At 72.0% G+C, this 23,898-nt stretch carries 23 protein-coding genes, 4 tRNA genes and 1 pseudogene; 22 read left to right on the plus strand and 6 right to left on the minus strand.

Annotated elements, in window-relative coordinates; genetic code table 11:
• Positions 1-49: 49 nt before the first annotated feature.
• The 8 genes from OTB16_RS31020 (at position 50) to OTB16_RS31055 (ending at position 8,542) form a co-directional block, all read left to right on the plus strand.
• Positions 50-745, plus strand: a complete 696-nt coding sequence (locus tag OTB16_RS31020) for an NADH-quinone oxidoreductase subunit J family protein (RefSeq protein WP_267724600.1) — start codon at positions 50-52, stop codon at positions 743-745.
• Positions 745-1,137 carry an NADH-quinone oxidoreductase subunit NuoK gene (nuoK, locus tag OTB16_RS31025; protein WP_267724601.1) on the plus strand — a complete coding sequence of 131 codons (393 nt, stop codon included), beginning with the start codon at positions 745-747 and terminating at the stop codon, positions 1,135-1,137. Before OTB16_RS31020 ends, nuoK begins: the two co-directional genes overlap by 1 nt.
• Complete coding sequence (locus OTB16_RS31030) at positions 1,134-3,230, plus strand: NADH-quinone oxidoreductase subunit 5 family protein (protein ID WP_267724603.1); 2,097 nt, start codon at positions 1,134-1,136, stop codon at positions 3,228-3,230. The genes nuoK and OTB16_RS31030 overlap by 4 nt, the downstream gene beginning before the upstream one ends.
• Positions 3,231-3,268: 38 nt before the next feature.
• The gene (locus OTB16_RS31035) at positions 3,269-4,873 is read left to right on the plus strand and encodes a complex I subunit 4 family protein (RefSeq protein WP_267725081.1); all 1,605 of its coding nucleotides are present in this window, start codon (positions 3,269-3,271) and stop codon (positions 4,871-4,873) included.
• The gene (locus OTB16_RS31040; protein WP_267724605.1) at positions 4,870-6,417 is read left to right on the plus strand and encodes an NADH-quinone oxidoreductase subunit N; all 1,548 of its coding nucleotides are present in this window, start codon (positions 4,870-4,872) and stop codon (positions 6,415-6,417) included. Before OTB16_RS31035 ends, OTB16_RS31040 begins: the two co-directional genes overlap by 4 nt.
• A gap of 249 nt (positions 6,418-6,666) precedes the next feature.
• Positions 6,667-7,530 carry a zinc metalloprotease HtpX gene (gene htpX, locus OTB16_RS31045; RefSeq protein ID WP_267724607.1) on the plus strand — a complete coding sequence of 288 codons (864 nt, stop codon included), beginning with the start codon at positions 6,667-6,669 and terminating at the stop codon, positions 7,528-7,530.
• Complete coding sequence (locus OTB16_RS31050; RefSeq protein WP_267724609.1) at positions 7,527-7,919, plus strand: YccF domain-containing protein; 393 nt, start codon at positions 7,527-7,529, stop codon at positions 7,917-7,919. The genes htpX and OTB16_RS31050 overlap by 4 nt, the downstream gene beginning before the upstream one ends.
• Before the next feature lie 98 nt (positions 7,920-8,017).
• Positions 8,018-8,542 carry an SMI1/KNR4 family protein gene (locus OTB16_RS31055; RefSeq protein ID WP_267724611.1) on the plus strand — a complete coding sequence of 175 codons (525 nt, stop codon included), beginning with the start codon at positions 8,018-8,020 and terminating at the stop codon, positions 8,540-8,542.
• A gap of 274 nt (positions 8,543-8,816) precedes the next feature.
• Here OTB16_RS31055 and OTB16_RS31060 read toward each other — a convergent pair.
• Positions 8,817-10,261: pseudogene (locus OTB16_RS31060) on the minus strand (SulP family inorganic anion transporter).
• Between the two features lie 193 nt (positions 10,262-10,454).
• Complete coding sequence (locus OTB16_RS31065; RefSeq protein ID WP_267724613.1) at positions 10,455-10,943, minus strand: YajQ family cyclic di-GMP-binding protein; 489 nt, start codon at positions 10,941-10,943, stop codon at positions 10,455-10,457.
• 200 nt (positions 10,944-11,143) lie between these two features.
• On the opposite strand from OTB16_RS31065, the gene OTB16_RS31070 reads away from it, so the two are divergent.
• Positions 11,144-11,225: transfer RNA gene (locus OTB16_RS31070), tRNA-Tyr, on the plus strand.
• 262 nt (positions 11,226-11,487) lie between these two features.
• On the plus strand, positions 11,488-11,886 hold the full coding sequence (locus OTB16_RS31075) for a DUF3574 domain-containing protein (RefSeq protein ID WP_267724615.1): 399 nt from the start codon (positions 11,488-11,490) through the stop codon (positions 11,884-11,886).
• A 41-nt stretch (positions 11,887-11,927) separates the two neighbouring features.
• Here OTB16_RS31075 and OTB16_RS31080 read toward each other — a convergent pair whose 3' ends face one another.
• Positions 11,928-12,584 (minus strand): SDR family oxidoreductase, encoded by a 657-nt coding sequence (locus OTB16_RS31080; protein ID WP_267724618.1) that lies wholly within the window; start codon positions 12,582-12,584, stop codon positions 11,928-11,930.
• Positions 12,585-12,638: 54 nt separating this feature from the next.
• The gene (locus tag OTB16_RS31085) at positions 12,639-14,000 is read right to left on the minus strand and encodes an amidohydrolase family protein (protein WP_267724620.1); all 1,362 of its coding nucleotides are present in this window, start codon (positions 13,998-14,000) and stop codon (positions 12,639-12,641) included.
• Positions 14,001-14,472: 472 nt separating this feature from the next.
• On the opposite strand from OTB16_RS31085, the gene OTB16_RS31090 reads away from it, so the two are divergent.
• From OTB16_RS31090 to OTB16_RS31125, 7 genes are all read left to right on the plus strand, one after another.
• Positions 14,473-14,545 (plus strand) — tRNA-Thr (locus OTB16_RS31090).
• Positions 14,546-14,593: 48 nt separating this feature from the next.
• Positions 14,594-14,666, plus strand: a tRNA-Met gene (locus OTB16_RS31095).
• 88 nt (positions 14,667-14,754) lie between these two features.
• On the plus strand, positions 14,755-14,919 hold the full coding sequence (gene rpmG / locus OTB16_RS31100) for a 50S ribosomal protein L33 (RefSeq protein WP_006604855.1): 165 nt from the start codon (positions 14,755-14,757) through the stop codon (positions 14,917-14,919).
• A gap of 183 nt (positions 14,920-15,102) precedes the next feature.
• Complete coding sequence (locus OTB16_RS31105) at positions 15,103-15,555, plus strand: MaoC family dehydratase N-terminal domain-containing protein (RefSeq protein ID WP_267724662.1); 453 nt, start codon at positions 15,103-15,105, stop codon at positions 15,553-15,555.
• A 1-nt stretch (position 15,556) separates the two neighbouring features.
• The gene (locus tag OTB16_RS31110) at positions 15,557-15,985 is read left to right on the plus strand and encodes a MaoC family dehydratase (protein ID WP_267724664.1); all 429 of its coding nucleotides are present in this window, start codon (positions 15,557-15,559) and stop codon (positions 15,983-15,985) included.
• A 595-nt stretch (positions 15,986-16,580) separates the two neighbouring features.
• Positions 16,581-17,636, plus strand: coding sequence for a UDP-N-acetylmuramate dehydrogenase (locus tag OTB16_RS31120; RefSeq protein ID WP_267724666.1), 1,056 nt, complete (start codon positions 16,581-16,583; stop codon positions 17,634-17,636).
• A 16-nt stretch (positions 17,637-17,652) separates the two neighbouring features.
• Entirely contained in the window at positions 17,653-18,069 is a 417-nt protein-coding gene (locus OTB16_RS31125; protein ID WP_267724668.1) for a hypothetical protein, read from the plus strand.
• On the opposite strand, the gene OTB16_RS31130 is transcribed toward OTB16_RS31125, so the two are convergent.
• Positions 18,059-19,078 (minus strand): adenosine deaminase, encoded by a 1,020-nt coding sequence (locus OTB16_RS31130; RefSeq protein WP_267724670.1) that lies wholly within the window; start codon positions 19,076-19,078, stop codon positions 18,059-18,061. The two genes, OTB16_RS31125 and OTB16_RS31130, sit on opposite strands and share 11 nt — an antisense overlap.
• A gap of 310 nt (positions 19,079-19,388) precedes the next feature.
• Positions 19,389-20,615 (minus strand): pyridoxal phosphate-dependent aminotransferase, encoded by a 1,227-nt coding sequence (locus tag OTB16_RS31135; protein ID WP_267724674.1) that lies wholly within the window; start codon positions 20,613-20,615, stop codon positions 19,389-19,391.
• Positions 20,616-20,809: 194 nt separating this feature from the next.
• Here OTB16_RS31135 and OTB16_RS31140 point away from each other — a divergent pair.
• The 5 genes from OTB16_RS31140 to rplA all read left to right on the plus strand — a co-directional run bounded on the left by OTB16_RS31140 (position 20,810) and on the right by rplA (position 23,728).
• Positions 20,810-20,882: transfer RNA gene (locus tag OTB16_RS31140), tRNA-Trp, on the plus strand.
• A gap of 106 nt (positions 20,883-20,988) precedes the next feature.
• Positions 20,989-21,270 (plus strand): preprotein translocase subunit SecE, encoded by a 282-nt coding sequence (gene secE / locus OTB16_RS31145; RefSeq protein ID WP_030825982.1) that lies wholly within the window; start codon positions 20,989-20,991, stop codon positions 21,268-21,270.
• A gap of 84 nt (positions 21,271-21,354) precedes the next feature.
• A complete protein-coding gene (nusG, locus tag OTB16_RS31150) occupies positions 21,355-22,281 on the plus strand; it encodes a transcription termination/antitermination protein NusG (protein WP_267724682.1) in 927 nt (308 codons plus the stop codon).
• 195 nt (positions 22,282-22,476) lie between these two features.
• Positions 22,477-22,911, plus strand: a complete 435-nt coding sequence (rplK, locus tag OTB16_RS31155) for a 50S ribosomal protein L11 (protein WP_267724684.1) — start codon at positions 22,477-22,479, stop codon at positions 22,909-22,911.
• Between the two features lie 88 nt (positions 22,912-22,999).
• The gene (gene rplA, locus OTB16_RS31160; RefSeq protein ID WP_267724687.1) at positions 23,000-23,728 is read left to right on the plus strand and encodes a 50S ribosomal protein L1; all 729 of its coding nucleotides are present in this window, start codon (positions 23,000-23,002) and stop codon (positions 23,726-23,728) included.
• Positions 23,729-23,898: the final 170 nt, after the last annotated feature.

A 23,898-nucleotide genomic window follows, 5' to 3' on the forward strand; every position in this document is an offset into this window, starting at 1 on the left:
GTCCCACCCCTCCTGACGCCCCCGACGCCCCGGCGGGAGGCACCGCCTGATGTTCACCGCCCACTTCGCCGCCGCGGCCGCGGCCACCGCGCCCGCCGCCGCGCAGGCACCCGGCTTCCTCTCGCCGACCGGCGTCGAGATCGCCTTCGTTCTCGTCGGCCTCGCCACGCTCGGCGCCGCCCTCGTCACGGTCACCACCAAACAGCTGGTGCACGCCGCCCTCTGGCTCGTCGTCGCGCTCGGCGGCATCGCCGTCGAGTACCTGCTGCTGACCGCCGAGTTCATCGCCTGGGTCCAGGTCCTGATCTACCTCGGCTCCGTGGTCGTCCTCCTCCTCTTCGGGCTGATGCTCACCAAGGCCCCCATCGGCCGCTCCCCGGACGCGGACTCCGGCAACCGGCCCGTCGCCCTCGGCGTCGCGGTCGTCGCCGCCGTCGCGCTCGTCTGGGTTGTCGTCGACGCCTTCCGCACCACGTGGATCGACCTCGACGGCCCGGTCCAGGGCTCCACGAAGGTCTCCGGCGAGATCCTCTTCCAGCACTGGGTGCTGCCCTTCGAGGCGCTGTCCGTGCTCCTCCTCGCGGCCCTGATCGGCGCCATCGTGCTGTCCCGCAGGAACGACCCGGCCGAGACCACCCCGGCCGAGACCACCCCGGCCGAGGCCACCCCCGCCGTCACCCCCCAGGCCGCCGCCCCCGAGGCCCCGGCCCCCGAGGCCCCGGCCGACAAGAAGGGCCGGCGCTGATGCACCTCGCCTACCCCGCCGTCCTCGCGGCGCTCCTCTTCTGCACGGGCCTGTACGGAGTCCTGGCCCGCCGCAACGCCATCCTGGTCCTGATGTCCGTCGAGCTGATGCTCAACGCCGTCAACCTCAACCTGGTGGCCTTCGACGTGTGGCTGCGCGACGCCCTGCACGCCGGCCAGGCCCTGACCCTCTTCACCATCGCCATCGCCGCCGCCGAGATCGGCATCGGCCTCGCCATCGTGCTGATGGTCTACCGCAACCGCGGCACCTCGGACGTCGACCGGATGCGCGACACCGCCGAAGGCCACGAGCCCGACCGGACCGCCGCCACCGGCACCCCCACAGCCACCGGCTCCGGTACCGGCACCGCACGCCCGGAGGCCGCCGCGTGAGCACCACGACCCTCGCCGTACTCGTCCCCCTCCTGCCCTTCCTGGGCGCGGTGGCGGGACTGCTCTTCGGCCGCACCGCCCCCGGCTTCGTCCGGCCCCTCGCCATCCTCCCCACGCTGGCCGCCGCCGTCCTGGCCGTGCTCGTCGCCCTCCGCCAGGGCGGTGGCCAGGCGATCGACACCGCGACCGAGCTGACCCCGACCGGCTCGGTGCCGATCGAGCTGTCGCTCTACCTGGACGGCTTCGCCGTGCTGGTCGCCGTACTGGTCGGGGTCGTCGCCACGTGCGTACAGCTCTACTCCACGGCGTACCTCCGCGAGGACCCGCGCTACCCGTCGTACGCCGCCCTGGTCTCCCTGTTCACCTCCGCCATGCTGCTCGTCGTCTACTCCGGCGACCTGATGGTGCTGCTCGTCGGCTGGGAAGTCATGGGCATCTGCTCGTACTTCCTGGTCGGGCACTACTGGGAGACCGAGGCGGCCCGCTCGGCCTCCCTGAAGGCCTTCCTCGTCACCAAGCTCGGCGACGTTCCCTTCCTGATCGGCCTGTTCGCGCTCGCCACCGACGCCGGTTCGTTCCGGATCACCAAGATCCTCGACACCGTCGCCGCGGGCGGCCTCGACCACCCGACGCTGATCGCGCTGCTGCTCCTCGCCGGCGTCGCGGGCAAGTCCGCGCAGTTCCCGCTGCACACCTGGCTCCCCGACGCCATGGCGGGCCCGACCCCGGTCTCCGCACTGATCCACGCCGCGACGATGGTGGCCGCCGGCGTCTACTTCGTCGCCCGCCTCCTGCCGGTCTTCGCGGCCTCCCGAGCCGCGCTGGTGGCCATGGCCGTCATGGCGGCCGTCACGATGGTCGGCTCCGGCCTCGCCGCCCTCGCGCAGGACGACATCAAGCGCGTCCTCGCCTATTCCACGATCGGCCAGCTCGGCTACATGACCGGCGCCCTGGCCGTCGGCGACCGCGGGGCAGCCGTCTTCCACCTCCTGTCGCACGGCGCCTTCAAGGCGCTGCTGTTCCTCGGCGCGGGCGTGATCATCCACGCCGCCGGTACGAACTCCCTCGCCGCCATGTCCCGGATGAGCGGCCTCGCCCGGCGCATCCCCGACGCCTTCTGGACGATGACGATCGCGCTGCTCGCGCTCGCCGCAATCCCGCCCTTCGCCGGCTTCTTCTCCAAGGAAGCCGTCCTCGTCGCCGCCGAGCACGCCGCCACCGGCCATTCGGAGTTCGCCCCCAGCGCCGCCGGCTGGCTGGTCCTGGTCGCCGGTGTGCTGACCGCCCTGCTCACCGCCGCCTACGCCACCCGGCTGTGGCTCATGGCCTTCCGCGGCCGGGGCGCGAGCGCCCCCGACCACGGCAAGGAGCCCCTCGCCATGACGGGCGTGCTGTGGCTGCTGGCGATCCCCTCGGTCGGCTTCGGCCTCGCGGCGGGCCCCCTCGCCGACTGGTTCGACGGCGGGCGGCTCACCCCGACCCTTGCCACCTCGATCCTCGGCACGGGCGCCGCCGCCATCGGCGCGATGCTCACCTACGCCCTCTGGCAGCGCGCCACCGCCAAGGCCGCCACCGCCCCCGCCGCCATCGGCCCCGCGGCAGCAGCCGCGGCCGGCCCCGGCCCCTCCGCGGCCCCCGGGACCGCGGCCGCCCCCGTCGCCGAACGGCCCGCCGCCGTCGCCGCAACGGTGTCCGCCGCCACCGCAGCCGCCGAGTCCGCCGCCGAGACCCCCGAGGTCGCGCAGGTCGCCCACACGCACCCCGCCGTCCCCGCGGGACCCGCCGCCGACCCCGGACGGGCCCTCCTCGGCCCGCTCCACCGCCACGCGGCCGACGGCTTCCACCTCGACGCCGTCTACGACCGGCTGTTCGTCCGCCCCGTCCTGGCGGCCGCGAGCCTCGTCCGCTTCCTCGACCGCGAGGTCGTGGACACGTACGTCCGCGGCGCGGGCGCCGGCCCCCGGCTGCTCGGCGGCCTCGTACGCCGCGCCCAGACCGGCAACGTGCAGAGCTACCTGAGCGCCCTGCTCGCCGGCGCCGTGGTCCTGGCGATCGCCACCGCCGTCCTCGCCAACGTCAACGCCGGATCGTGAGCCGTGAGTCAGCCGTGATTGATATCAGCCCGTCCGTGATGCAGTTCCTTCTGGCGTTCATCGTGGCCGCACCACTCCTCGGCGCCGCCGCGGCCCTCCTGCCGGCCCCGCCCGGACTCAAGGGTCGCAGCCCCGAACAGGCCGTGCTGCGCCACGGCGTGACCGTCACCGGCGTGATCCTCGCCGCGGCCATCGCCCTCGCCCTGGGCTTCGACCACGACGCCCCGGCCCGCTTCCAGGCGACGACGGACATCAGCTGGATCCAGGCGCTGAACGTCCGGATCCACCTCGGCGTCGACGGCATCTCGCTCCCCCTCCTCCTGATGACCGCGCTGCTGTTCTTCCTCTGCGCGCTCTACAGCTACTTCAAGCTCCCCGAGGGCCCCTCCCCGAAGGCCTTCATCGCCCTGCTGCTCGTCCTGGAGTCCGGCACCCTCGCGACCTTCGCCGTCCTCGACCTGCTGCTCTTCTTCCTCGCCTTCGAGATGGTCCTCATCCCGATGTACTTCCTCATCGCCCGCTGGGGCCGATCGGAAGGTGTGGCGGGGAGCGCCTCCGCCAGGGGTGGTGGCCGGGAGACGGGCGGGAGGAAGGCCGCCGCCTGGAAGTTCATCCTCTACACCCTCCTCGGCTCCGTCGTCATGCTGCTCGGCCTGCTGCTCATCGGACTGAACAGCGGCACTTTCGACATGGTGGCACTCGCCTCTGACAACGGCCGCGAACTGTCCCGCACCACCCAGCTCCTGGCCGTCCTCGCCATCGGGACCGGCCTCGCCGTGAAGACCCCGATGTGGCCGCTGCACAGCTGGCTCCCGGACGCCCACACCGCCGCCCCCACCGTCGGCTCCGTCCTGCTGGCCGGCGTCCTGCTGAAGATGGGCACGTACGGGTTCGTCCGCATCCTGATCCCCGTCACCCCCGACGGCATGGCCGCGTTCGCCCCCTACCTGGGCGCCTTCGCCGCCGTCGGCATCGTCTACGGATCCCTCGCCTGCCTCGCGCTGGCCCGCAAGGGAGGCAAGGGCGACCTCAAGCGCCTCATCGCGTACTCCTCCGTCGGCCACATGGGCTTCGTACTCCTCGGCATCGCGTCGATGACCCCCACCGGCGTCAACGGCGCGCTCTTCGCCAACATCGCCCACGGCCTGATCACCGGCCTCCTCTTCTTCCTGGTCGGCGCCCTCAAGGACCGCTACGGCACCGCCGACCTCGACACCCTCGCCGGAGCCACCGGCGCCGCCCTCTACGGCCGCGCCCCGCGCCTCGGCGCGCTCCTCGCCTTCGCCGCCGTCGCTTCCCTCGGCCTGCCCGGCCTGGCCGGCTTCTGGGGCGAGATGCTGGCCCTGTTCGGCGCCTTCGACCCGGCCGGGGGGCTGCCGCGCCCCGCGTTCCTGACCTACACGGCCGTCGGCGCGTTCGGCACGCTGCTCACTGCCGCGTACCTTCTGATCGTCGTGCGGCGCGTCTGCATGGGCGACCCGAAGGCCGGTCCCGAACTCGCCGTCGCGGACGTCCAGCGCTATGAGTTCGCCGCCTGGACCCCGCTCGCCGCCCTCACCGTCCTCGCCGGCCTGTGGCCCGCGGTCCTCCTCGGCCTCACCGACCCGGCCGTCCAGAAGCTCCTCGCAGGAGGCACCTCATGACGGCCCTCGCGGTCCTCGCCGCCGAGACCCCGAACCTGGTCCAGTCCGTCGACTGGCTCGCCATCGCGCCCGTCGTCATCACCGCCGCCGTCGGCCTGGCCGTGCTGGTCGCCGACCTCTTCGTACCGGAGCACCGCAAGGGCGTCCTCGGCTGGGTCTCCGTGGCCGGCCTCGCCGCCGCGACCGCCGCCCTGCTGCCGCTGCGCGCCGGCGACCGCACCACCTTCTGCCTCACCGGCGACCCGGCCGCCTGCAGCTACACCGCCGACCACTTCGCGCTCGTCGTCCAGTTCCTGGTCCTGGCCGGCGCCCTGATCACCGCGCTGCTGTCGGTCACCGCCGTCCGCGACGCGCGCATGCCGGCCGGCGAGTACTGGTTCCTGCTGCTCTCCTCCGCCGCCGGCGCGGCCCTGCTGCCCGCCTCCCGTGACCTCGCGACCCTGATCGTCGCCCTCGAAGTCGCCTCGCTGCCCGCCTTCGCCCTCGTCGGCATGCGCCGCGGCGACCGGCTCTCCTCCGAGGCCGCGCTCAAGTTCTTCCTGTCCTCCGTCACGGCCACCGCCGTGTCCCTGATGGGCGTCAGCTTCGTCTACGCCGCCACCGGATCCCTGCACCTCAGCCAGGTCGCCGACCGCCTCGAAGACGTCCCCGGGCAGCTCGACACCCTCGCCATGGCCGGCGTCGCGCTCACCCTCGTCGGCTTCGCCTTCAAGACCGCGGCCGTCCCCTTCCACTTCTGGGTCCCCGACACCTACGTGGGCGCCCCCCTGCCCATCGCGGGCTACCTCTCGGTGATCGGCAAGGCCGTCGGCTTCACCGGTCTCATCCTCGTGACGGTGATCGCCTTCCCGGCGTACTCCGACATCTGGGGTCCGGCCCTCGCCGTCCTCGCCGCCCTCACCATGACCCTCGGCAACGCCGCCGCCCTGCGCCAGTCCGCCGACCGGCCGAACAGCGCCGTACGCCTCCTCGCCTGGTCCTCGGTCGGCCAGGCCGGCTACCTGCTGGTCCCGATCGCGGCCGCCGCGTACTCCGGGCGCGACCAGATCGGCTCCACCGTCGCCTACGCCCTCATGTACGCGGCCGTGAACCTCGGCGCCTTCGCCGTCGCCGCGCTGGTCGCCCGCACCAAGCCGCTCCAGCGGATCAGCGACTACCGCGGCCTGTACGCCGAGCGCCCCCTCGCCGCCCTCTCGCTGGCCTTCTTCCTGCTCTGCCTGGCCGGCCTGCCACCGGGCCTCATCGGCCTCTTCGCCAAGGTCACCGTCTTCCGGTCCGCGGTCGACGCGGGCCTGGGCTGGCTGGCCGTCGTCATGGCGGTCAACGTCGTCCTCGCCCTGTACTACTACCTGCGCTGGACCGCGCTGCTGTTCCGCGCGTCGGAAGCCGCCGAGACCCCCGCCGAATCCCCGGCCGCCGCCCCCGCGCGGGCCCCGTGGCCGGTGACGGCCGCGATCGTGATCACCGCCGTGACCGCCGTGGCGCTCTCGGGCGCCCCGCAGCTGGTCCTGCGCTTCGCGTCGGGGTCGCTCTTCCCCCAGTAACCCCCACGCCGGTCCGCGCGCCAGCCGTACGAAGGGCCCCCCGGGCGCCGTAACCCGTACGGAGCAACGGCCGCCGCCGCCCGCACCGCCCCCACCGCCCCGGCCCCGGGGGCGGCCGCCCCCGCGCGCCCTGGGAACCCCACGCCCCCACCTCGCGTTGACCAGGAAGGGAGGGTCCACTGGACCGTAGGCCCTCCGATCCACAGATCCTGGACGGGTCCCCCTGCCGCACCACTTGGAGGGCGTACCGTGCACCGCCGGCACAACGGGCTCAAGACCGCCGTACTCCTCGGCGGGATGTCCGCACTCATCATCGTCATCGGAAGCTTCTTCGGACGGACCGGCCTGATCGTCGCCGTCCTGATCGCCCTCGGGACGAACGCGTACGCGTACTGGAACAGCGACAAGCTGGCCCTCCGCGCGATGCGCGCCCGCCCCGTCAGCGAGTTCGAGGCGCCCGATCTCTACCGCATGGTGCGCGAGCTCTCCACGTCCGCGCGCCAGCCCATGCCACGGCTCTACATCTCGCCGACCGAGGCCCCCAACGCCTTCGCCACCGGCCGCAACCCGCGCAACGCCGCGGTCTGCTGCACCGAGGGCATCCTGCGCATCCTCGACGAGCGCGAGCTGCGCGGGGTCATCGGCCATGAGCTGAGCCACGTCTACAACCGGGACATCCTGATCTCGTCGGTCGCCGGAGCACTCGCCTCGGTGATCATGTTCCTGGTCAACTTCGCCTGGCTGATCCCCGTCGGCCGGTCGAACGACGACGAGGGCCCCGGCCTCTTCGGCATGCTGCTGATCATGATCCTGGGCCCGCTGGCCGCCTCCGTGATCCAGCTGGCCATCAGCCGCTCCCGCGAGTACGAGGCCGACGCGTCGGGCGCCCAGCTCACCGGCGACCCGCTGGCCCTGGCCAGCGCCCTGCGCAAGCTCGACGCGGGCACCAAGCAGCTCCCGCTGCCCGCCGAACCCCGGCTGGAGACGGCGAGCCACATGATGATCGCCAACCCGTTCCGCCCGGGAGAAGGGCTCTCCAACATGTTCTCCACCCACCCCCCGATGGCCGAGCGCATCGCCCGGCTCGAACAGATGGCAGGCCGCAGGCAGTGAATACAATCCTGAACGTCATTTGGCTCGTGCTGAGCGGCATCTGGCTGTTCCTGGGCTATGTCCTGGCCGGTGTCCTGCTCTGCATCACCATCATCGGCATCCCCTTCGGGATCGCCGCCTTCCGCATCGCGATCTACGCCCTGTGGCCCTTCGGCTACACCACGGTCGAACGGCGTGACGCGGGCGCCCCGTCCTGCGTGGGCAACGTCCTGTGGCTGGTCCTGGCGGGCTGGTGGCTGGCCCTGGGCCACATCGTCACCGGCATCGCCCTCTGCGTCACGATCATCGGCATCCCCTTCGGCATCGCCAACTTCAAGATGGTCCCGCTCTCCCTGCTCCCGCTGGGCCGCGAGATCGTCCCGACGGACGCGCCGTTCGCCTCGCGCTGAGCCGGTACGACCCTGAGGGACAAGCACGTCGAGGTCGTCCTCGACCGAGTTGTCCACAGGGTGAGCGCGCTGTCGGTGGAGTCGGTCACCATGAACGCATGAACGACACCGAGCAGTTGCTGGAGCAAGTCGCGGACCACGTCCGCCACCGCGCGCGGGACGACGGAGAACCGCTGCCCGCGCCCCTGGAGGCCGGGGAGGTCGCCCGGACCGAGCGCATACTCGGCTTCACCCTGCCCCCGCTGCTCGCCGGGCTCCACACCAGCGTCGGAGACGGCGGATTCGGCCCGGAGAACGGGCTGCTGCCGCTGCGGGAGGTCGTGCGGACGTACGAGGCCCAGCGCGTGTCCGGATGGCGCTGGCCGGAGGCCGTGCTGCCGGTGGCCGACTTCGGCTGCGGCATGTGGGTGTGCGTCGACTGCCGGTCGGAAGGCGCCCAAGTCCTCCTGTTCGACCCGAATCCGGGGGATCCCGACCTCGCCTGGTTCGTCGACAGCCCCAGCCTGGCCGAGTGGCTCCGCGGCTGGATCGACGGCACCGCCTGGTACTGCGAGGACTCGGCCGCGGGAGAGGAGTACGACCTGGACCCCACGCCCTGGGCCGAGTTCAGAACCCGGATCTGAACCCCGGCCGTACGGGGCGGGCCAACGCGCCCCGCCCCCCGCCTCCCGCACCTGCCGTCCCGAAACGCCCGGCCCGCCGGCCGGCACCACACAGCCGGACAGCCCGACCGCTGCCACGGCCCGGCCCTTGACAGCTGAACCGAGAGCCCACACAGGGGCATTCGCGATCGCGCAGCCCCCCAGCGCCCCGGAAGCAGGGGAGCCCGATCACACCCCGGCCCCGGGCCCGCCCGCCCGCCCAGGGACCGCACGACGGGCTGGTCAGCGGTCCGCACTAGACGACCCCTTCCCGGCCCGGCAGCGGAGCCCGCTTGCGCTCACAGCCCTCCAAGGCGGTCAGACAGGCGTGGTCGAGATGGCGCAGCCCGCCCAGGTCGAGCCGCACCGGCTGCCCGTGCGGCAGCGCGTCCAGCGCGTCCAGCGCGTCGAGCAGCTTGGGCAGCCGCAGGAAGCTCGCGTTCCCCACGACCCGCACGCACAGCTCATCGCCCTCCCAGACCTCCTCGACGCGCACGTGGGAGGTTTCCCAGGCCGCCTTGGCGACGGCGAGCCCCAGCCCGAACAGCACCCCCTCGAAAAGATTCGTCGCCACGATCGACGCCGCCGTCGCCACCAGCACCACCGCCTCGCCCCGGTGCGTGCGCCACAGCGTGGCCACCGCCCGCGCGGGCAGCAGCTTCCAGCCCGCGTGCAGCAGCACCCCCGCCAGCGCCGCGAGCGGCACCAGCTCCAGTACCGGGGGGACGGCCACGGCGAACAGCAGCAGCCAGCCGCCGTGCATCACCCGGGAGGCCCGGGTGCGCGCCCCGGCCTCCACGCTGGCGGCGCTGCGCACGATCACCGCCGTCATCGGCAGCGCCCCGAGCAGCCCGCACACGCTGTTGCCCACCCCCTGGGCGATCAGCTCCCGGTCGTACTCCGTCCTGGGCCCGTCGTGCATGCGGTCCACGGCGGCGGCGCTGAACAACGTCTCGGCGGACGCGATCAGCGCCAGCGCGACCACGGTCCCGACCGCCCCGACGGACACCAGCACCCCGAAGTCCCCCCAGGCGGGCGGGGGGCGGGGACACCGCTTCCAGCACCCCGGTCACCCGCACCCTTTCGACGGGCATCCGCCACAGCGCGGCCACGGCGGTCGCGGCGGCCACGGCGACCAGCGCCCCCGGTACCAGCCGCAGCCGGGCGGGCATCCTGCGCCAGCCCACCAGGACGGCGACCGTCCCGGCGCCCAGCGCCACGGCGGCCCAGTCGGCCCGGGCCACGAGGTCCGGCACCCCGCCCAGCTTCGCCAGGGTCGTGCGCGGAGCCCCGACACCGCTTAGGGCGTACAGCTGCCCGGCGATCAGCACCAGCCCGATCCCGGCCAGCATCCCGTGCACGACGGCGACGGAGATCGCCCGGAACCACCGCCCGAGGCGCAGCACCCCCATGCCCAGCTGCACCGCTCCGGCGGCCAGCACGAGCACCCCGAGGGCGGGCAGGCCGTACGCCCGCACCGCCTCGTAGACGAGCACGGTGAGCCCGGCCGCGGGCCCGCTGACCTGGAGCGAACTCCCGCGGAACCCACCCCGTGACCAGCCCGCCGACCACCCCCGTGACGATCCCCAGCTCGGCCGGCACCCCGGAGGCGACGGCGACCCCCACACAGAGGGGGAGCGCGACCAGTGCGACGACGACGGACGCCCCGAAGTCTTCCCGAAACGTGCCGGCCCCTGGCATGCGAGAGCCCCCTGCCACGCGGTGATGGATGCCGGCCCAGCGTGGCGGGCGCACTCCCCGGCGCCCAAGTGCCCGCGGAAGCCCGCAGTGGCGCACGCGCCGCACGCGCCCCGCACACACGCCCCGCAACCGCCGCGGCCCGGCGGTCGGTGAAGACCGCCGGGCCGGCGTGGGAACAGGTCGCGGACCTGGGTCAGCGGTAGTTCACGTACTGGATTGCGAAGTCCAGTTCCTTGCCCTTGAGCAGCGTCTGGACCTCCTGGAGGTCGTCACGGCTCTTGGAGCTGACGCGCAGCTCCTCGCCCTGCACCTGGGCCTTGACGCCCTTGGGGCCCTCGTCCCGGATGATCTTCGCGACCTTCTTGGCGTTCTCCTGGGAGATGCCTTCCTCGATCGTGGCGAAGATCTTGTACTCCTTGCCGGACAGCTGCGGCTCGCCGGCGTCCAGCGCCTTGAGCGAGATCCCGCGCTTGACCAGCTTGGTCTCGAAGACGTCGAGGATGGCCTTGACGCGCTCCTGGGAGTTCGCCTCCATCACGATCTTCTCGCCGGACCATTCGATCGTGGCGCCGGTGCCCTTGAAGTCGTAGCGCTGGGAGAGTTCCTTGGCGGCCTGGTTGAGGGCGTTGTCGACCTCCTGCCGCTCGACCTTCGAGACGATGTCGAAACTGGAGTCGGCCATGTCCTGTGGCTCCTTGAAGTCGGTGGTGACGGCCCCGTGGGGCGCGGCCGGACAGCTCCGGTCCGCTCGGCAAAGCCTAGCCACCGCACCCACCCGCGGCGCTGATCAATCCGGTGGCGAAGCACCCTCGGTCATCGGGTATCGTTTACGTCGTTGCCACAGAGCACCGCCCCAAAGCGGACTCGCAGGCGACATCTCATGGCGATGTGCCCGAGTGGCCAATGGGAGCGGACTGTAAATCCGTCGGCTTAGCCTACCCAGGTTCGAATCCTGGCGTCGCCACGCGATGTGAGACCCCTGTTACCGCGGAAACGCGGTAACAGGGGTCTTCTCGTCGTATCCGGACGCATCCCGTCCGGCTGGGCCGGTCGAGGGAACCGGCCGGTGCCCGCCGGTCCGGTCGCGGTGCGGGGCAAGGACCGGCACCTTTCGGCCGCCGTCCGTTCGGCGTCCGCGGCGTTCGCCGGGCGCACCGTCGGGGTCCGCCGTTCGTTCTCCGGGCGTGAAATGGACATCTGACACGCGGGGAAAGGCCGGCGGAGGCGTGCTCATCGCCCTCCTCGGCGCCGGGCTTCCGGCCCTGGTGGGGGCGGCGCTCCACACCGAGGTGGGGGAGCCGTACCAGGAGACCCGGCTGTACTTCGGCACCGGACGTCCCGACGGCCGGGACCCGGTCGACGAGCGGGAGTTCACGCGCTTCCTGGACCGGGAGATCACCCCCGCCTTCCCGGAAGGGCTGACCGTCCAGGACGGCCGCGGCCAATGGCGGGAGCAGGACGGCGACATCGTCCGCGAGACCTCGTACGAGGTCGTGCTGCTGTATCCCGTGAAGGAGGCCGGAGAGCGCGGCGCCCGCATCGAGCGGATCCGGCAGGCCTACGAGGACCGCTACCGGCAGGACTCGGTCGGACGGTCCGACGACGAGGTGACCGCCGAGTTCTGAGCCGCCGGAGTCCGCCCCGGAGGCACGCGGCCCCCGGCCCGTCAGTTGCCCGCCACGTCCTTGACCGCCACCGTGACCGGGGTCGAACCGGACGTGAGCTCCAGGGTCAGCCCCGCCGTCGCCGGGGTCTCGACCAGTTCGGCCAGCACCGCGGCCACGTCGTCGCGCGGGACGGACCCGCGGCCCGTACGGGCCTCCAGGCGGACCAGGCCGCTTCCCGCGTCGTCGATCAGGGAACCGGGGCGCAGGACCGTCCACTCGAGGCCCAGCCGGGTGCGGACGTAGTCGTCCGCCTCGCCCTTCGCCCGCAGGTAGACGTCGAACACCTCGTCGCCCTCGTGCCAGGCGTCCGCGCCCATCGAGGAGACCATCAGGAAGCGGCGTACGCGTGCCCGTTCGGCCGCGTCGGCGAACAGCACGGCCGCGCCGCGGTCCACGGTGTCCTTGCGTCCGACACCGCTGCCGGCGCCCGCGCCCGCCGCGAAGACGGCCACGTCCGCGCCCTGGAGGATGCCCGCCACGTGCTCCACCGACGCCGACTCCAGATCGCACAGGACCGGTTCGGCGCCCGCCTCCCGGAGGGCGTCGCCCTGTGCCGGGTCGCGGACGATGCCCGCGACCTCGTACCCGCGCGCGGCGAGCAGGCGCTCCAGCCGCAGCGCGATCTGACCGTGTCCACCCGCGATGACGATGCGCATGCCCCGACCGTACGACGAGCCGGGCGCGAATGCCCGCGAACGGTCGGCGGACCGTCAGGGCCCGGGCTCCGTACGGCCCTGCCGGGGCAGGTCCAGGGCGACCGCGACGGCGGAGTCGCAGTACTCCCGTACGGCACTCGTCCGGGCTACGACCCGGCCGCGGTGGATCACGATCCGGCTGTACGCGAGGGAGAGCACGCCCGCGAGGCGGTCCCCCCGCACGGCGAGCAGCTCCGCCGGGAAGCCGGCCTCCACGCGGACCTCCGGCAGCCCCATGGCCTCGCGGGCGGCGACGCTGACCGAGTCGTACGCCTCGCCCGCGCGCAGCCCGCCCTGGGATGCCAGCAGGTACGCGGCTTCGAGCGGGTCACCGCGGCCGACCGGGTTGCCGGCGTCCCGCAGGGCCCCGCTGCCGGCCGCGACCCGTACCCCCGAGGCGCGCAGCAGGCGTACGGGCGCGGTGCGCAGACCGCGGCGCTCCAGGGCCGCGCAGTCGCCCTGGGGCAGGCAGGTGACCCGTACCCCGGCCGCGGCGAGCTGGTCGGCGGCGCGGGCCGCCACGTCCAGCGGGAGGCGGGAGAGACCACCGCACGGCCCGACCGTCACCCCGGGGCGGAGCCCGCCGGACATGGCCGCGAGCCGGGCGAGGCGGGCCGGGTCGTCACCGTCCGTGTGGAGGTCCACGGGGCAGCCGTGCTCGGCGGCGAGTTCCAGGACCGCTTCGAGGAAGCCCGTCGGGTCGGGGTCCAGGTCGGGGCAGCCGCCGATCACGCAGGCCCCCATCTTGACCGCGTCCCGCAGCATGGCGAGCCCGCCCGCGCCGGCCAGCCCGGTCAGCAGCCGGGGCACGGCCACCGTGGTGAGGTCGGTGAGCCCGCGCAGGGAGCGGCGCGCCTGGAGGACCGCTTCCATGGGGCCGAGGCCGTGCACGTCGCCGATGCGGACGTGCGAGCGTACGGCCGTGGCGCCGTGGCCGAGCTGGAGCAGCGCGGCTTCGGTGGCCCGCCGCTGGACCTCGTCGGGGGCGTAGGAGACGGGCCCCTCGCCGTCGGCGGTCAGGGCGGTGTCCCCGTGGGCGTGCGGCTCGGCGGGGGCGGGCAGCAGAAGGTAGCCGGTCAGGTCCACCCGGGACAGGGCGGACGCGGGGAGGCTGCCGGCGGTGCCGACGGCCTGGATGCGGCCGCCGCCGAGGCGTACGTCGACGGTACGGCCGTCCGTGAGGCGGGCGCCGGTCAGCAGCAGGGTGGTCGCCTCGGCGGGGCCGGCATGCCCGGAGGCGGCGTGCCCGAAGGAGGCCCTGGGCGGCCGCCCGGGGCCCTGCCCGGGAGAGCCCCCTTGCCCGGGGCCGGGACCGCCGCCCTCGCCGTGGCCCCTGCGGGGAGAGTGGAACGGCTGCTGCGCCGCGCTGTCGGACATCGCGCTCCTGCGGTGGCTCGGGCGGTTCCTGGGCCGCGGCTGCGGCCCGGCGGCCCGGCGCCCCAAGATCACGCAGCGTGCTCGCAGCCTAGGGCGCGGCGCACCCCGCTTCGCGGAGGAGGCAATAGTCGTACCGGTGTGGTGCCCGCGCCCGCGCCTGCGCCCGGGGTCGCGCCCACCCGCGTACGCGAGTTCGCGGGCGGGCGCGCGCCCACCCGCGCGCACAGCACCGCAACCGCACCGCCAGCCGCCGTGACCGCCGCTGGTTCTCGCGGGTGGCCGACGGTGGCCGCCGGTGGCCGACGGTGCTCCAGGACCGGGGCCCGCGTGTGAGCCCGGACACAATCTGCCCCGAATCGGGCTCCGGAGAGCTTCGAGGCGTGATCCGTAAAGGCGGGCGAACCTCTCGGAGCCCTGTTCCCACAAAGGATTTGGGCGATCGGCGGGCAACCGTGTAATGTCTTCCTCGCTCGCCCCAATAGCTCAGTCGGTAGAGCGTCTCCATGGTAAGGAGAAGGTCTGCGGTTCGATTCCGCATTGGGGCTCTGGTGAGAGAGGTTCCCCACCCTCGGGTGGGGAGGCGATCACATCAAAGCGGCGTAGCTCAGTCGGTAGAGCAAGCGGCTCATAATCGCTGTGTCACCGGTTCAAGTCCGGTCGCCGCTACACACAGTAGCCGATTGCGGGGTCGGTCTCCCGGTCGGCTACTCTTGTATGCGTTCATCCGTCCCAATTTCCGTCAAGGAGCACTCACGTGGCTGCCACCGACGTCCGCCCGAAGATCACGCTGGCCTGCGTGGAGTGCAAGGAGCGGAACTACATCACCAAGAAGAACCGGCGTAACGACCCGGACCGTCTTGAGATGAAGAAGCACTGCCCGCGTTGCAACTCGCACACCGCGCACCGCGAGACCCGCTGACCCCAGCGAAGTCTCGTTTAAACAGGCACAGTCATGAGGTCGTCCCCTATTACAGGGGGCGGCCTCATGTCGTTTCCGCGAACCGGCCGGCCCGGCCGTGTACCGGATTCCGGAGCGGATCCGTGTGCCCCGGCGCTCTCATTCGTGTCCTTTCGTGATCCCTTCATCAGGAGGTAGTGAGTCATGGCTCTCGACCAGTCCTTCGTGGGCCGGAGCTACCCGCCCACCGATCCCTACGAGGTCGGCCGGGAGAAGATCCGCGAGTTCGCGGTAGCGGTGGGTGACGAAAACGCCGTCTACACCGACCTCGAAGCCGCCAAGCGGTTCGGTCACCCCGACGTGATCGCTCCGCCGACTTTTGTGTTCGCCATCACCTTCGCGGCGGCCGGCCAGGTCGTCGACGATCCGCAGTTGGGGCTGGACTACAGCCGCGTGGTCCACGGGGACCAGAAGTTCGCGTACACCCGCCCGGTGCGTGCCGGCGACCGGCTCTCGGTGACCTCCACCATCGAGGCCGTGAAGTCGATGGCGGGCAACGACATCATCGACATCCGCGGCGAGGTCCACGACGAGACCGGCGAGCACGTGGTGACGGCTTGGACGAAGCTCGTCTCCCGCGCCCCCCAGGAGGCCTGACATGGCTGCGCAGATCAAGTACGCCGACGTCGAGGTCGGCACCGAGCTCCCGGCGGGATCCTTCCCCGTGACGCGCGCCACGCTGGTGCGGTACGCCGGCGCCTCGGGGGACTTCAACCCGATCCACTGGAACGAGAAGTTCGCCACGGAGGTGGGACTGCCGGACGTGATCGCGCACGGCATGTTCACCATGGCCGAGGCGATCCGCGTGGTCACCGACTGGGTCGGCGACCCGGGCGCGGTGGTCGAGTACGGGGTGCGCTTCACCAAGCCGGTCGTCGTCCCGAACGACGACCGGGGCGCCCTGATCGAGGTCACGGGCAAGGTGGCCGCCAAGCTGGACGACAACCGCGTCCGGGTCGACCTGACGGCCATGAGCGCCGGACAGAAGGTCCTCGGCATGTCGCGGGCCGTGGTGGCGCTGAGCTGAGCCCCCGCCGTCCCGCCCGCACCCCGCCCGTCCCGGACGAGCCGGGCGGGACCCCGGGTGAGCCCTGCCCGGCACCGCCGCACGGCCTGACGGCCGGGTCGGGGAGCCGGGGGGCGGGCGGGCTCGGTCCCGCCCGTACGACCGAGACGCGGGGCCCGGGGGCGTAGAGCCTCCGCTCCGCCCGCACGGCCGGGACGTGACCCATCGGCCCGCGCCTGACTGCGGGCGGAGCGTGCGGGGCGGGTAACCGCCCCGCACGGAGCCCCGCGCCCGTACGCGGAGCCGCTGGAGTTCCGCGCCCGCACGGGAGCCCTCGGCGTGGCCGTCCTGGCCTCCGTGTTCTCCGCCCAGGGCGGCTACGAGACCCCCCAGGCCTTCACCGACGGCACCATCCCCGCCCTGTGGATCGGCGCCGGAGCGGTCGCCCTCGCCGCCGCCATGACCCTCCTGCTCCCGCGCAAGCCCAAGGCCACCCGGCCGACGCCGAGCGCCGCCTCGCCGAGCGGGCGGCGGAACGCTGAGCCGTCACCCGGCCACGAGTCCCGGTCCGTGGCCCCGCAGGGGTGCGGGGGGCGCGGACCGTACTCTTGTCCCCGTGCAGGAACTCCACGACGCCCCCCTCGCCCCGCTGACCACCTTCCGTCTCGGTGGTCCCGCCGCCCGCCTGATCACCGCGACCACCGACGCCGAGGTCGTCGCCGCCGTCCGCGCCGCGGACGAGAGCGGCACCCCGCTCCTGGTCATCGGCGGCGGCAGCAACCTGGTCATCGGCGACCGCGGCTTCGACGGCACCGCCCTGCGCATCGCCACCACCGGCTTCACCCTCGACGGCACCACCCTGGAACTCGCCGCCGGCGAGAACTGGAGCGACGCCGTCGCCCGCACCGTCGAAGCCGGCCTCGCCGGAATCGAGTGCCTCGCCGGGATCCCCGGCTCCGCGGGCGCCACCCCGATCCAGAACGTCGGCGCGTACGGCCAAGAGGTCCGCGACACCATCACCGAGGTCGTCGCCTACGACCGCACCAGCGGCGAGACGGTCACGCTGACCGCCGCCGAGTGCGCGTTCTCGTACCGCGACAGCACCTTCAAGCACCAGCCCGAGCGGTACGTCGTCCTGCGTGTGCGCTTCGCCCTGGAGGACGCCGGCGGCCTCTCCGCGCCGGTCAAGTACCCCGAGACCGCCCGCGCCCTCGGCGTCGAGGCCGGCGACCGGGTCCCCGCCGCCACCGCCCGCGAGACCGTGCTGCGGCTGCGCGCCGGCAAGGGCATGGTCCTCGACCCCGCCGACCACGACACCTGGTCGGCCGGCTCCTTCTTCCACAACCCGGTCCTGACCGACGAGGCCTACGCCGCCTTCCTCGCCCGCGCCCAGGACCGCCTCGGACCCGACACCGCCCCGCCCGCCTACCCCGCGGGCGACGGCCGTACGAAGACCAGCGCCGCCTGGCTCATCGACAAGGCCGGCTTCACCAAGGGCTACGGCACGGGCCCCGCGCGCATCTCCACCAAGCACACCCTCGCCCTCACCAACCGCGGCGAGGCCACCACCGAAGACCTCCTCACCCTGGCCCGCGAGGTCGTCGCGGGCGTCCACGCGGCCTTCGGCGTCACCCTCGTCAACGAGCCGGTGACGGTCGGCGTCAGCATCTGAGGAGCCCCGGCCGCCCATGCTCTGTCCCCTCCACGGGGCCGGTACGGACCCCACCCGCCTCGTGGGGCGCACGCTCAGCCGAGTCGTCGCGTCCTGGCACATCAGCGACGGCGAGCGCTCCGAGGCCCCCCTCGACGTCTGGCTGATCGACAGCGTCGGCGACTCCATCCGGATCACCACCGGATCCGACCAGTGCCTCATCGTCGAGTCCGCGGCGCCGCACGCGCCGTACGACATGGGGGAGTGGGGCCGCATCGAGGTCGGCGAGGACCTCGGCGACCACCCCTTCCTGCGCCACCTCGGCGAGACCGTCGCCTCGGTCGCCGAGTACGCCCTGCCCGAGCAGGGCCGCACCCACCTGGAGATCGGCTTCCCGGACGGCGGCCGGGTGCGCGCCGACTGCTACGAGGGGGACCTGCGGCTCACCCGCTGAGCCACTGGTCGATCCCCGCCAGCAGCTTGGCCTGCACCTCCTCGGGCGCGGCCGAACCGCGCACCGACTGGCGGGCCAGCTCGGCGAGCTCCGCGTCCGTGAAGGCGTGGTGCGTACGGGCGATCTCGTACTGGGCCGCCAGCCGGGACCCGAACAGCAGCGGGTCATCCGCGCCCAGCGCCATCGGGACGCCCGCCTCGAAGAGCGTCCGCAGCGGTACGTCCTCGTGCCGCTCGTACACCCCGAGGGCGACGTTGGAGGCGGGGCAGACCTCGCAGGTGATCTGCCGGTCGGCGAGGCGCTTGAGCAGCCGCGGGTCCTCGGCGGCCCGTACGCCGTGCCCGATGCGGGCCGCGTGCAGGTCGTCCAGGCAGTCGCGGACCGAGGCCGGGCCGGTGAGCTCCCCGCCGTGCGGGGCGGCGAGGAGGCCGCCCTCGCGGGCGATGGCGAAGGCCCGGTCGAAGTCGCGGGCCATGCCACGGCGTTCGTCGTTGGAGAGCCCGAAGCCGACGACGCCGCGGTCGGCGTACCGCACGGCGAGGCGGGCCAGGGTACGGGCGTCCAGGGGGTGCTTCATGCGGTTGGCGGCGATGACCACCCGCATCCCGAGGCCGGTCTCGCGGGAGGCCGAGTCGACGGCGTCGAGGATGATCTCGACGGCCGGGATCATGCCGCCGAGCAGGGGGGCGTAGGAGGTGGGATCCACCTGGATCTCCAGCCAGCCGCTGCCGTCCCGTACGTCCTCCTCGGCCGCCTCGCGGACCAGGCGGCGGATGTCATCGGGCTCGCGGAGGCAGGAGCGGGCGGCGTCGTACAGCCGCTGGAAGCGGAACCAGCCGCGCTCGTCGGTGGCGCGCAGCTTGGGCGGCTCCCCGCCGGTCAGGGCGTCGGGGAGGCGTACGCCGTACTTGTCGGCGAGCTCCAGCAGGGTCGATGGTCGCATCGAGCCGGTGAAGTGCAGGTGGAGGTGTGCTTTCGGCAGAAGCGTGAGGTCGCGTGCGTGCTCCATCTGGTGATCCTGCCGTACGCACGCGCTGAGCGGGAGGGCGTTTTACCTATCGGGGGCTTGCTCGAACGCGCGAGCGTGCGCGGAGGGGGAGTGGAGGCGGCGGCCGGTCCGCTGCGCGGGCCTCCCGGGCTCCGCCCGGACCCGCGCCTCAAACGCCGGCGGGGCTCAAGATCGGGGCTCCGCCCCGGACCCCGCGCCTCGGACGCCGGCGGGGCTGGAGGTACGTCGGCCTGGATGGCTGTGCCGGGAATGGCGAGTGGCGGCCGCCCTCGGGGGGTGACCGCCACTCGGGGGTTCGCCGCGGGCCGGTCTAGGCCTTGGCCTCCGCCAGGAGCTTCTGGATCCGGGACACGCCCTCCACCAGGTCCTCGTCGCCCAGGGCGTACGAGAGGCGCAGGTAGCCGGGGGTGCCGAAGGCCTCGCCCGGGACGACCGCGACCTCGGCCTCGTCCAGAATCAGGGCGGCCAGCTCGACGGAGGTCTGCGGGCGCTTGCCGCGGATCTCCTTGCCGAGCACGTCCTTCACCGACGGGTACACGTAGAACGCGCCCTCGGGGGTCGGGCACAGGACGCCGTCGATCTCGTTCAGCATCCGCACCATCGTCTGGCGGCGGCGGTCGAACGCGGTACGCATCTCGTGCACCGCGTCCAGGCTGCCGGAGACGGCGGCCAGCGCCGCGACCTGGGCCACGTTGGAGACGTTGGAGGTGGCGTGCGACTGCAGGTTGGTCGCGGCCTTGACGACGTCCTTCGGGCCGATGATCCAGCCCACCCGCCAGCCGGTCATCGCGTACGTCTTGGCGACGCCGTTGACGATGATGCACTTGTCGGCCAGCTCGGGGACGATCGCCGGCAGGGAGACGAACTTCGCGTCGCCGTAGACCAGGTGCTCGTAGATCTCGTCGGTCAGGACCCACAGGCCCTTGTCCGCGGCCCAGCGGCCGATCGCCTCGGCGTCGGCCTCCGAGTAGACGGCGCCCGTCGGGTTGGACGGGGAGACGAAGAGGACGACCTTGGTGCGCTCGGTGCGCGCGGCCTCCAGCTGCTCGACGGACACCCGGTAACCGGTGGTCTCGTCGGCGACGACCTCGACCGGGACACCGCCGGCGAGACGGATGGACTCCGGGTAGGTGGTCCAGTACGGAGCCGGGACGATGACCTCGTCACCCGGGTCCAGGATGGCCGCGAAGGCCTCGTAGATCGCCTGCTTGCCGCCGTTGGTCACCAGGACCTGCGACGCGTCGACCTCGTAGCCGGAGTCGCGCAGCGTCTTCGCGGCGATGGCGGCCTTCAGCTCCGGGAGACCGCCGGCCGGCGTGTAGCGGTGGTACTTGGGGTTACGGCAGGCCTCGACGGCGGCTTCGACGATGTAGTCGGGGGTCGGGAAGTCGGGCTCGCCGGCACCGAAGCCGATCACCGGGCGCCCGGCGGCCTTGAGGGCCTTGGCCTTGGCGTCCACGGCGAGGGTGGCGGACTCGGAAATGGCGCCGATACGGGCGGACACCCGGCGCTCGGAGGAAGGCGTTGCAGAGGTCATGCGGCCAATCGTCCCAGACCGTTGAGAACGGCCGCACACCGTTTCAGTTACCGGACCGCACGGATGTCAGGGAGGGTTCTGTTCGACGTCAGGGCCCGGTTCACGTACACTCACCTGTCGTTGGACCTCGCCAGCCGCTCCAGAGCGTGAGCACTCCGTGCACTCGCCCGGATGCGGTAGGTTGGGGAACGCAAAGGGTCGTAGCTCAATTGGTAGAGCACTGGTCTCCAAAACCAGCGGTTGGGGGTTCGAGTCCCTCCGGCCCTGCTCCACACTCCACTTCGAGGATGTGTGTGCGCAGGTACGTACTTCTGCAACGCCGTGCGGCGCAACCGGGCGCGGTACGGCCACGACCCGGATTCAGGTGAGAGACGTGACGGACGCCCTGGGCTCCATCGACATGCCTGACGCCGAGGACGAGACGCGCGAGAAGAAGGCCCGCAAGGGCGGTAAGCGCGGCAAGAAGGGCCCTCTGGGTCGTCTCGCGCTGTTCTACCGCCAGATCGTCGCGGAACTCCGCAAGGTTGTATGGCCCACTCGCAACCAGCTCACGACGTACACCACCGTGGTGATTGTCTTCGTGGTCATCATGATCGGTCTGGTGACCGTGATTGACTATGGGTTCCAGGAAGCCATCAAGTTCGTCTTCGGCTGATCCCCGCGGAGGGCGGCGCCTTGATGGGTGCCGCCCGTTTTCGCATGTTCCACCACCTTTTGTATCCAGGAAGAAGCAGCCACCGTGTCTGACCCGAACCTGAACGCGAGCGACGAGTCCGTCGAGTCCGTCGAGTCCGTTGAGGACCAGCTCGACATCGTCGAGGCTGCCGACGCCGTGGACCCCGACGAGGCCGAGCTCGCAGACGCCGAGGCGGGTGTCGCCGCCGAGGAGGCCGCGCTGCACGTCGAGGCCGAAGGCGAGGCTGACGCCGAGGTCGAGGACGACGCCGAGGTCGAAGAGGCCGACGACGACGAGGCTGCCGACGACGTCGAGGCCGCGGCCGAGGCCGACGGCGACGAGGAGGCCGAAGAGGCCGCCCCGGTCGAGCCCGTCGACCCGGTCCAGGCCCTCCGCGAGGAGCTGCGCCTGCTGCCCGGCGAGTGGTACGTGATCCACACCTACGCCGGCTACGAGAAGCGCGTGAAGGCCAACCTGGAGCAGCGCGCCGTCTCGCTGAACGTCGAGGAGTTCATCTACCAGGCCGAGGTGCCCGAGGAAGAGATCGTCCAGATCAAGAACGGCGAGCGCAAGAACGTCCGGCAGAACAAGCTGCCCGGCTACGTTCTCGTCCGCATGGATCTGACGAACGAGTCCTGGGGCGTCGTCCGCAACACGCCTGGTGTCACCGGCTTCGTCGGCAACGCGTACGACCCGTACCCGCTGACGCTGGACGAGATCCTCAAGATGCTCGCCCCGGAGGCGCAGGAGAAGGCCGCCAAGGCCGCCGCGGAAGAGGCCGGCCTGCCCGCGCCCGCCGTCAAGCGGACCATCGAGGTTCTGGACTTCGAAGTCGGCGACTCGGTCACCGTCACCGACGGCCCGTTCGCGACGCTGCAGGCGACCATCAACGAGATCAACCCGGACTCGAAGAAGGTCAAGGGTCTCGTCGAGATCTTCGGCCGCGAGACCCCGGTCGAGCTCAGCTTCGACCAGATCCAGAAGAACTGACCCCGCGCTGATCCACTTCGCGTGAGTGACGGCTTCTGAGCCACAGCTTCCGGACAGGTCAGATCGCCCCTCAAGGGCGGTCTGACCTGCTCGGTTTTTAGCCCCGCGCCGATACCCGTTATCGTGGTGCGGTATGCCTCCGTCCGGATGACCGGATGTGCGGCTGAAAACTCTCACTAGGACCCGGAGAGAGCAATGCCTCCCAAGAAGAAGAAGGTCACGGGGCTTATCAAGCTCCAGATCAAGGCCGGCGCGGCCAACCCGGCTCCGCCGGTCGGCCCCGCGCTCGGTCAGCACGGCGTCAACATCATGGAGTTCTGCAAGGCCTACAACGCCGCGACCGAGTCGCAGCGTGGCATGGTCGTGCCGGTGGAGATCACGGTCTACGACGACCGCTCCTTCACCTTCATCACCAAGACTCCGCCGGCCGCGCGCCTCATCCTGAAGAGCGCGGGCGTGGAGAAGGGCTCCGGCGAGCCGCACAAGACCAAGGTCGCGAAGCTGACGCGCGCCCAGGTCCGCGAGATCGCCGAGCTCAAGATGCCCGACCTGAACGCCAACGACATCGACGCCGCGGAGAAGATCATCTCCGGCACCGCGCGTTCGATGGGCATCACGGTCGAAGGCTGATTCAGCCACCCCCCAGTACCACCAGTGGTAGGACCAAGCGCTGGTCCGCACCACGACTCCACGCCTGAATCACAACACAGGAGCAGAAGTGAAGCGCAGCAAGACTCTCCGCGCTGCGGACGCCAAGATCGACCGGGAGAAGCAGTACGCCCCGCTCGAGGCCGTCCGTATCGCCAAGGAGACCTCCGCGACCAAGTTCGACAGCACCGTCGAGGTCGCCTTCCGCCTGGGTGTCGACCCGCGCAAGGCCGACCAGATGGTGCGTGGCACCGTGAACCTCCCGCACGGCACCGGCAAGACCGCCCGGGTCCTGGTCTTCGCGACCGGTGACCGTGCTGCGGCCGCGGAAGCCGCCGGCGCCGACATCGTCGGCGACGACGAGCTGATCGGCGAGATCGCCAAGGGCAACCGCCTCAACGAGTTCGACGCCGTTGTCGCCACCCCGGACCTCATGGGCAAGGTCGGCCGCCTCGGCCGCGTGCTCGGTCCCCGTGGCCTCATGCCGAACCCGAAGACCGGCACCGTCACCATGGACGTCGCGAAGGCTGTCACCGAGATCAAGGGTGGCAAGATCGAGTTCCGCGTCGACAAGCACTCGAACCTGCACTTCATCATCGGCAAGGTCTCCTTCTCCGATGAGCAGCTGGTCGAGAACTACGGCGCGGCCCTGGACGAGATCCTGCGTCTGAAGCCGTCCGCCGCGAAGGGCCGCTACATCAGGAAGGCCGCCCTGAGCACCACCATGGGCCCCGGCATCCAGCTGGACTCCAACCGCACCCGGAACCTCCTCGTCGAGGAAGACCCGGCCGCGGTCTGAGCCCGACCGGCTCTCCGCACGGCTGAGCGGGCCCCCCACCACCCTTCACGGGCGGTGGGGGGCCCGCTTTTCGTGTGCCGTGCCACATAGCGGGCACGAGGCCCGTAATGGACGCGCGTTTGCTTGGTACGGGAACGTAAAGTCGGGATCAAATGACGATCACACAAGGG

The sequence above is a fragment of the Streptomyces antarcticus genome, assembly GCF_026627255.1.
Classification (GTDB): Bacteria; Actinomycetota; Actinomycetes; order Streptomycetales; family Streptomycetaceae; genus Streptomyces; species Streptomyces antarcticus.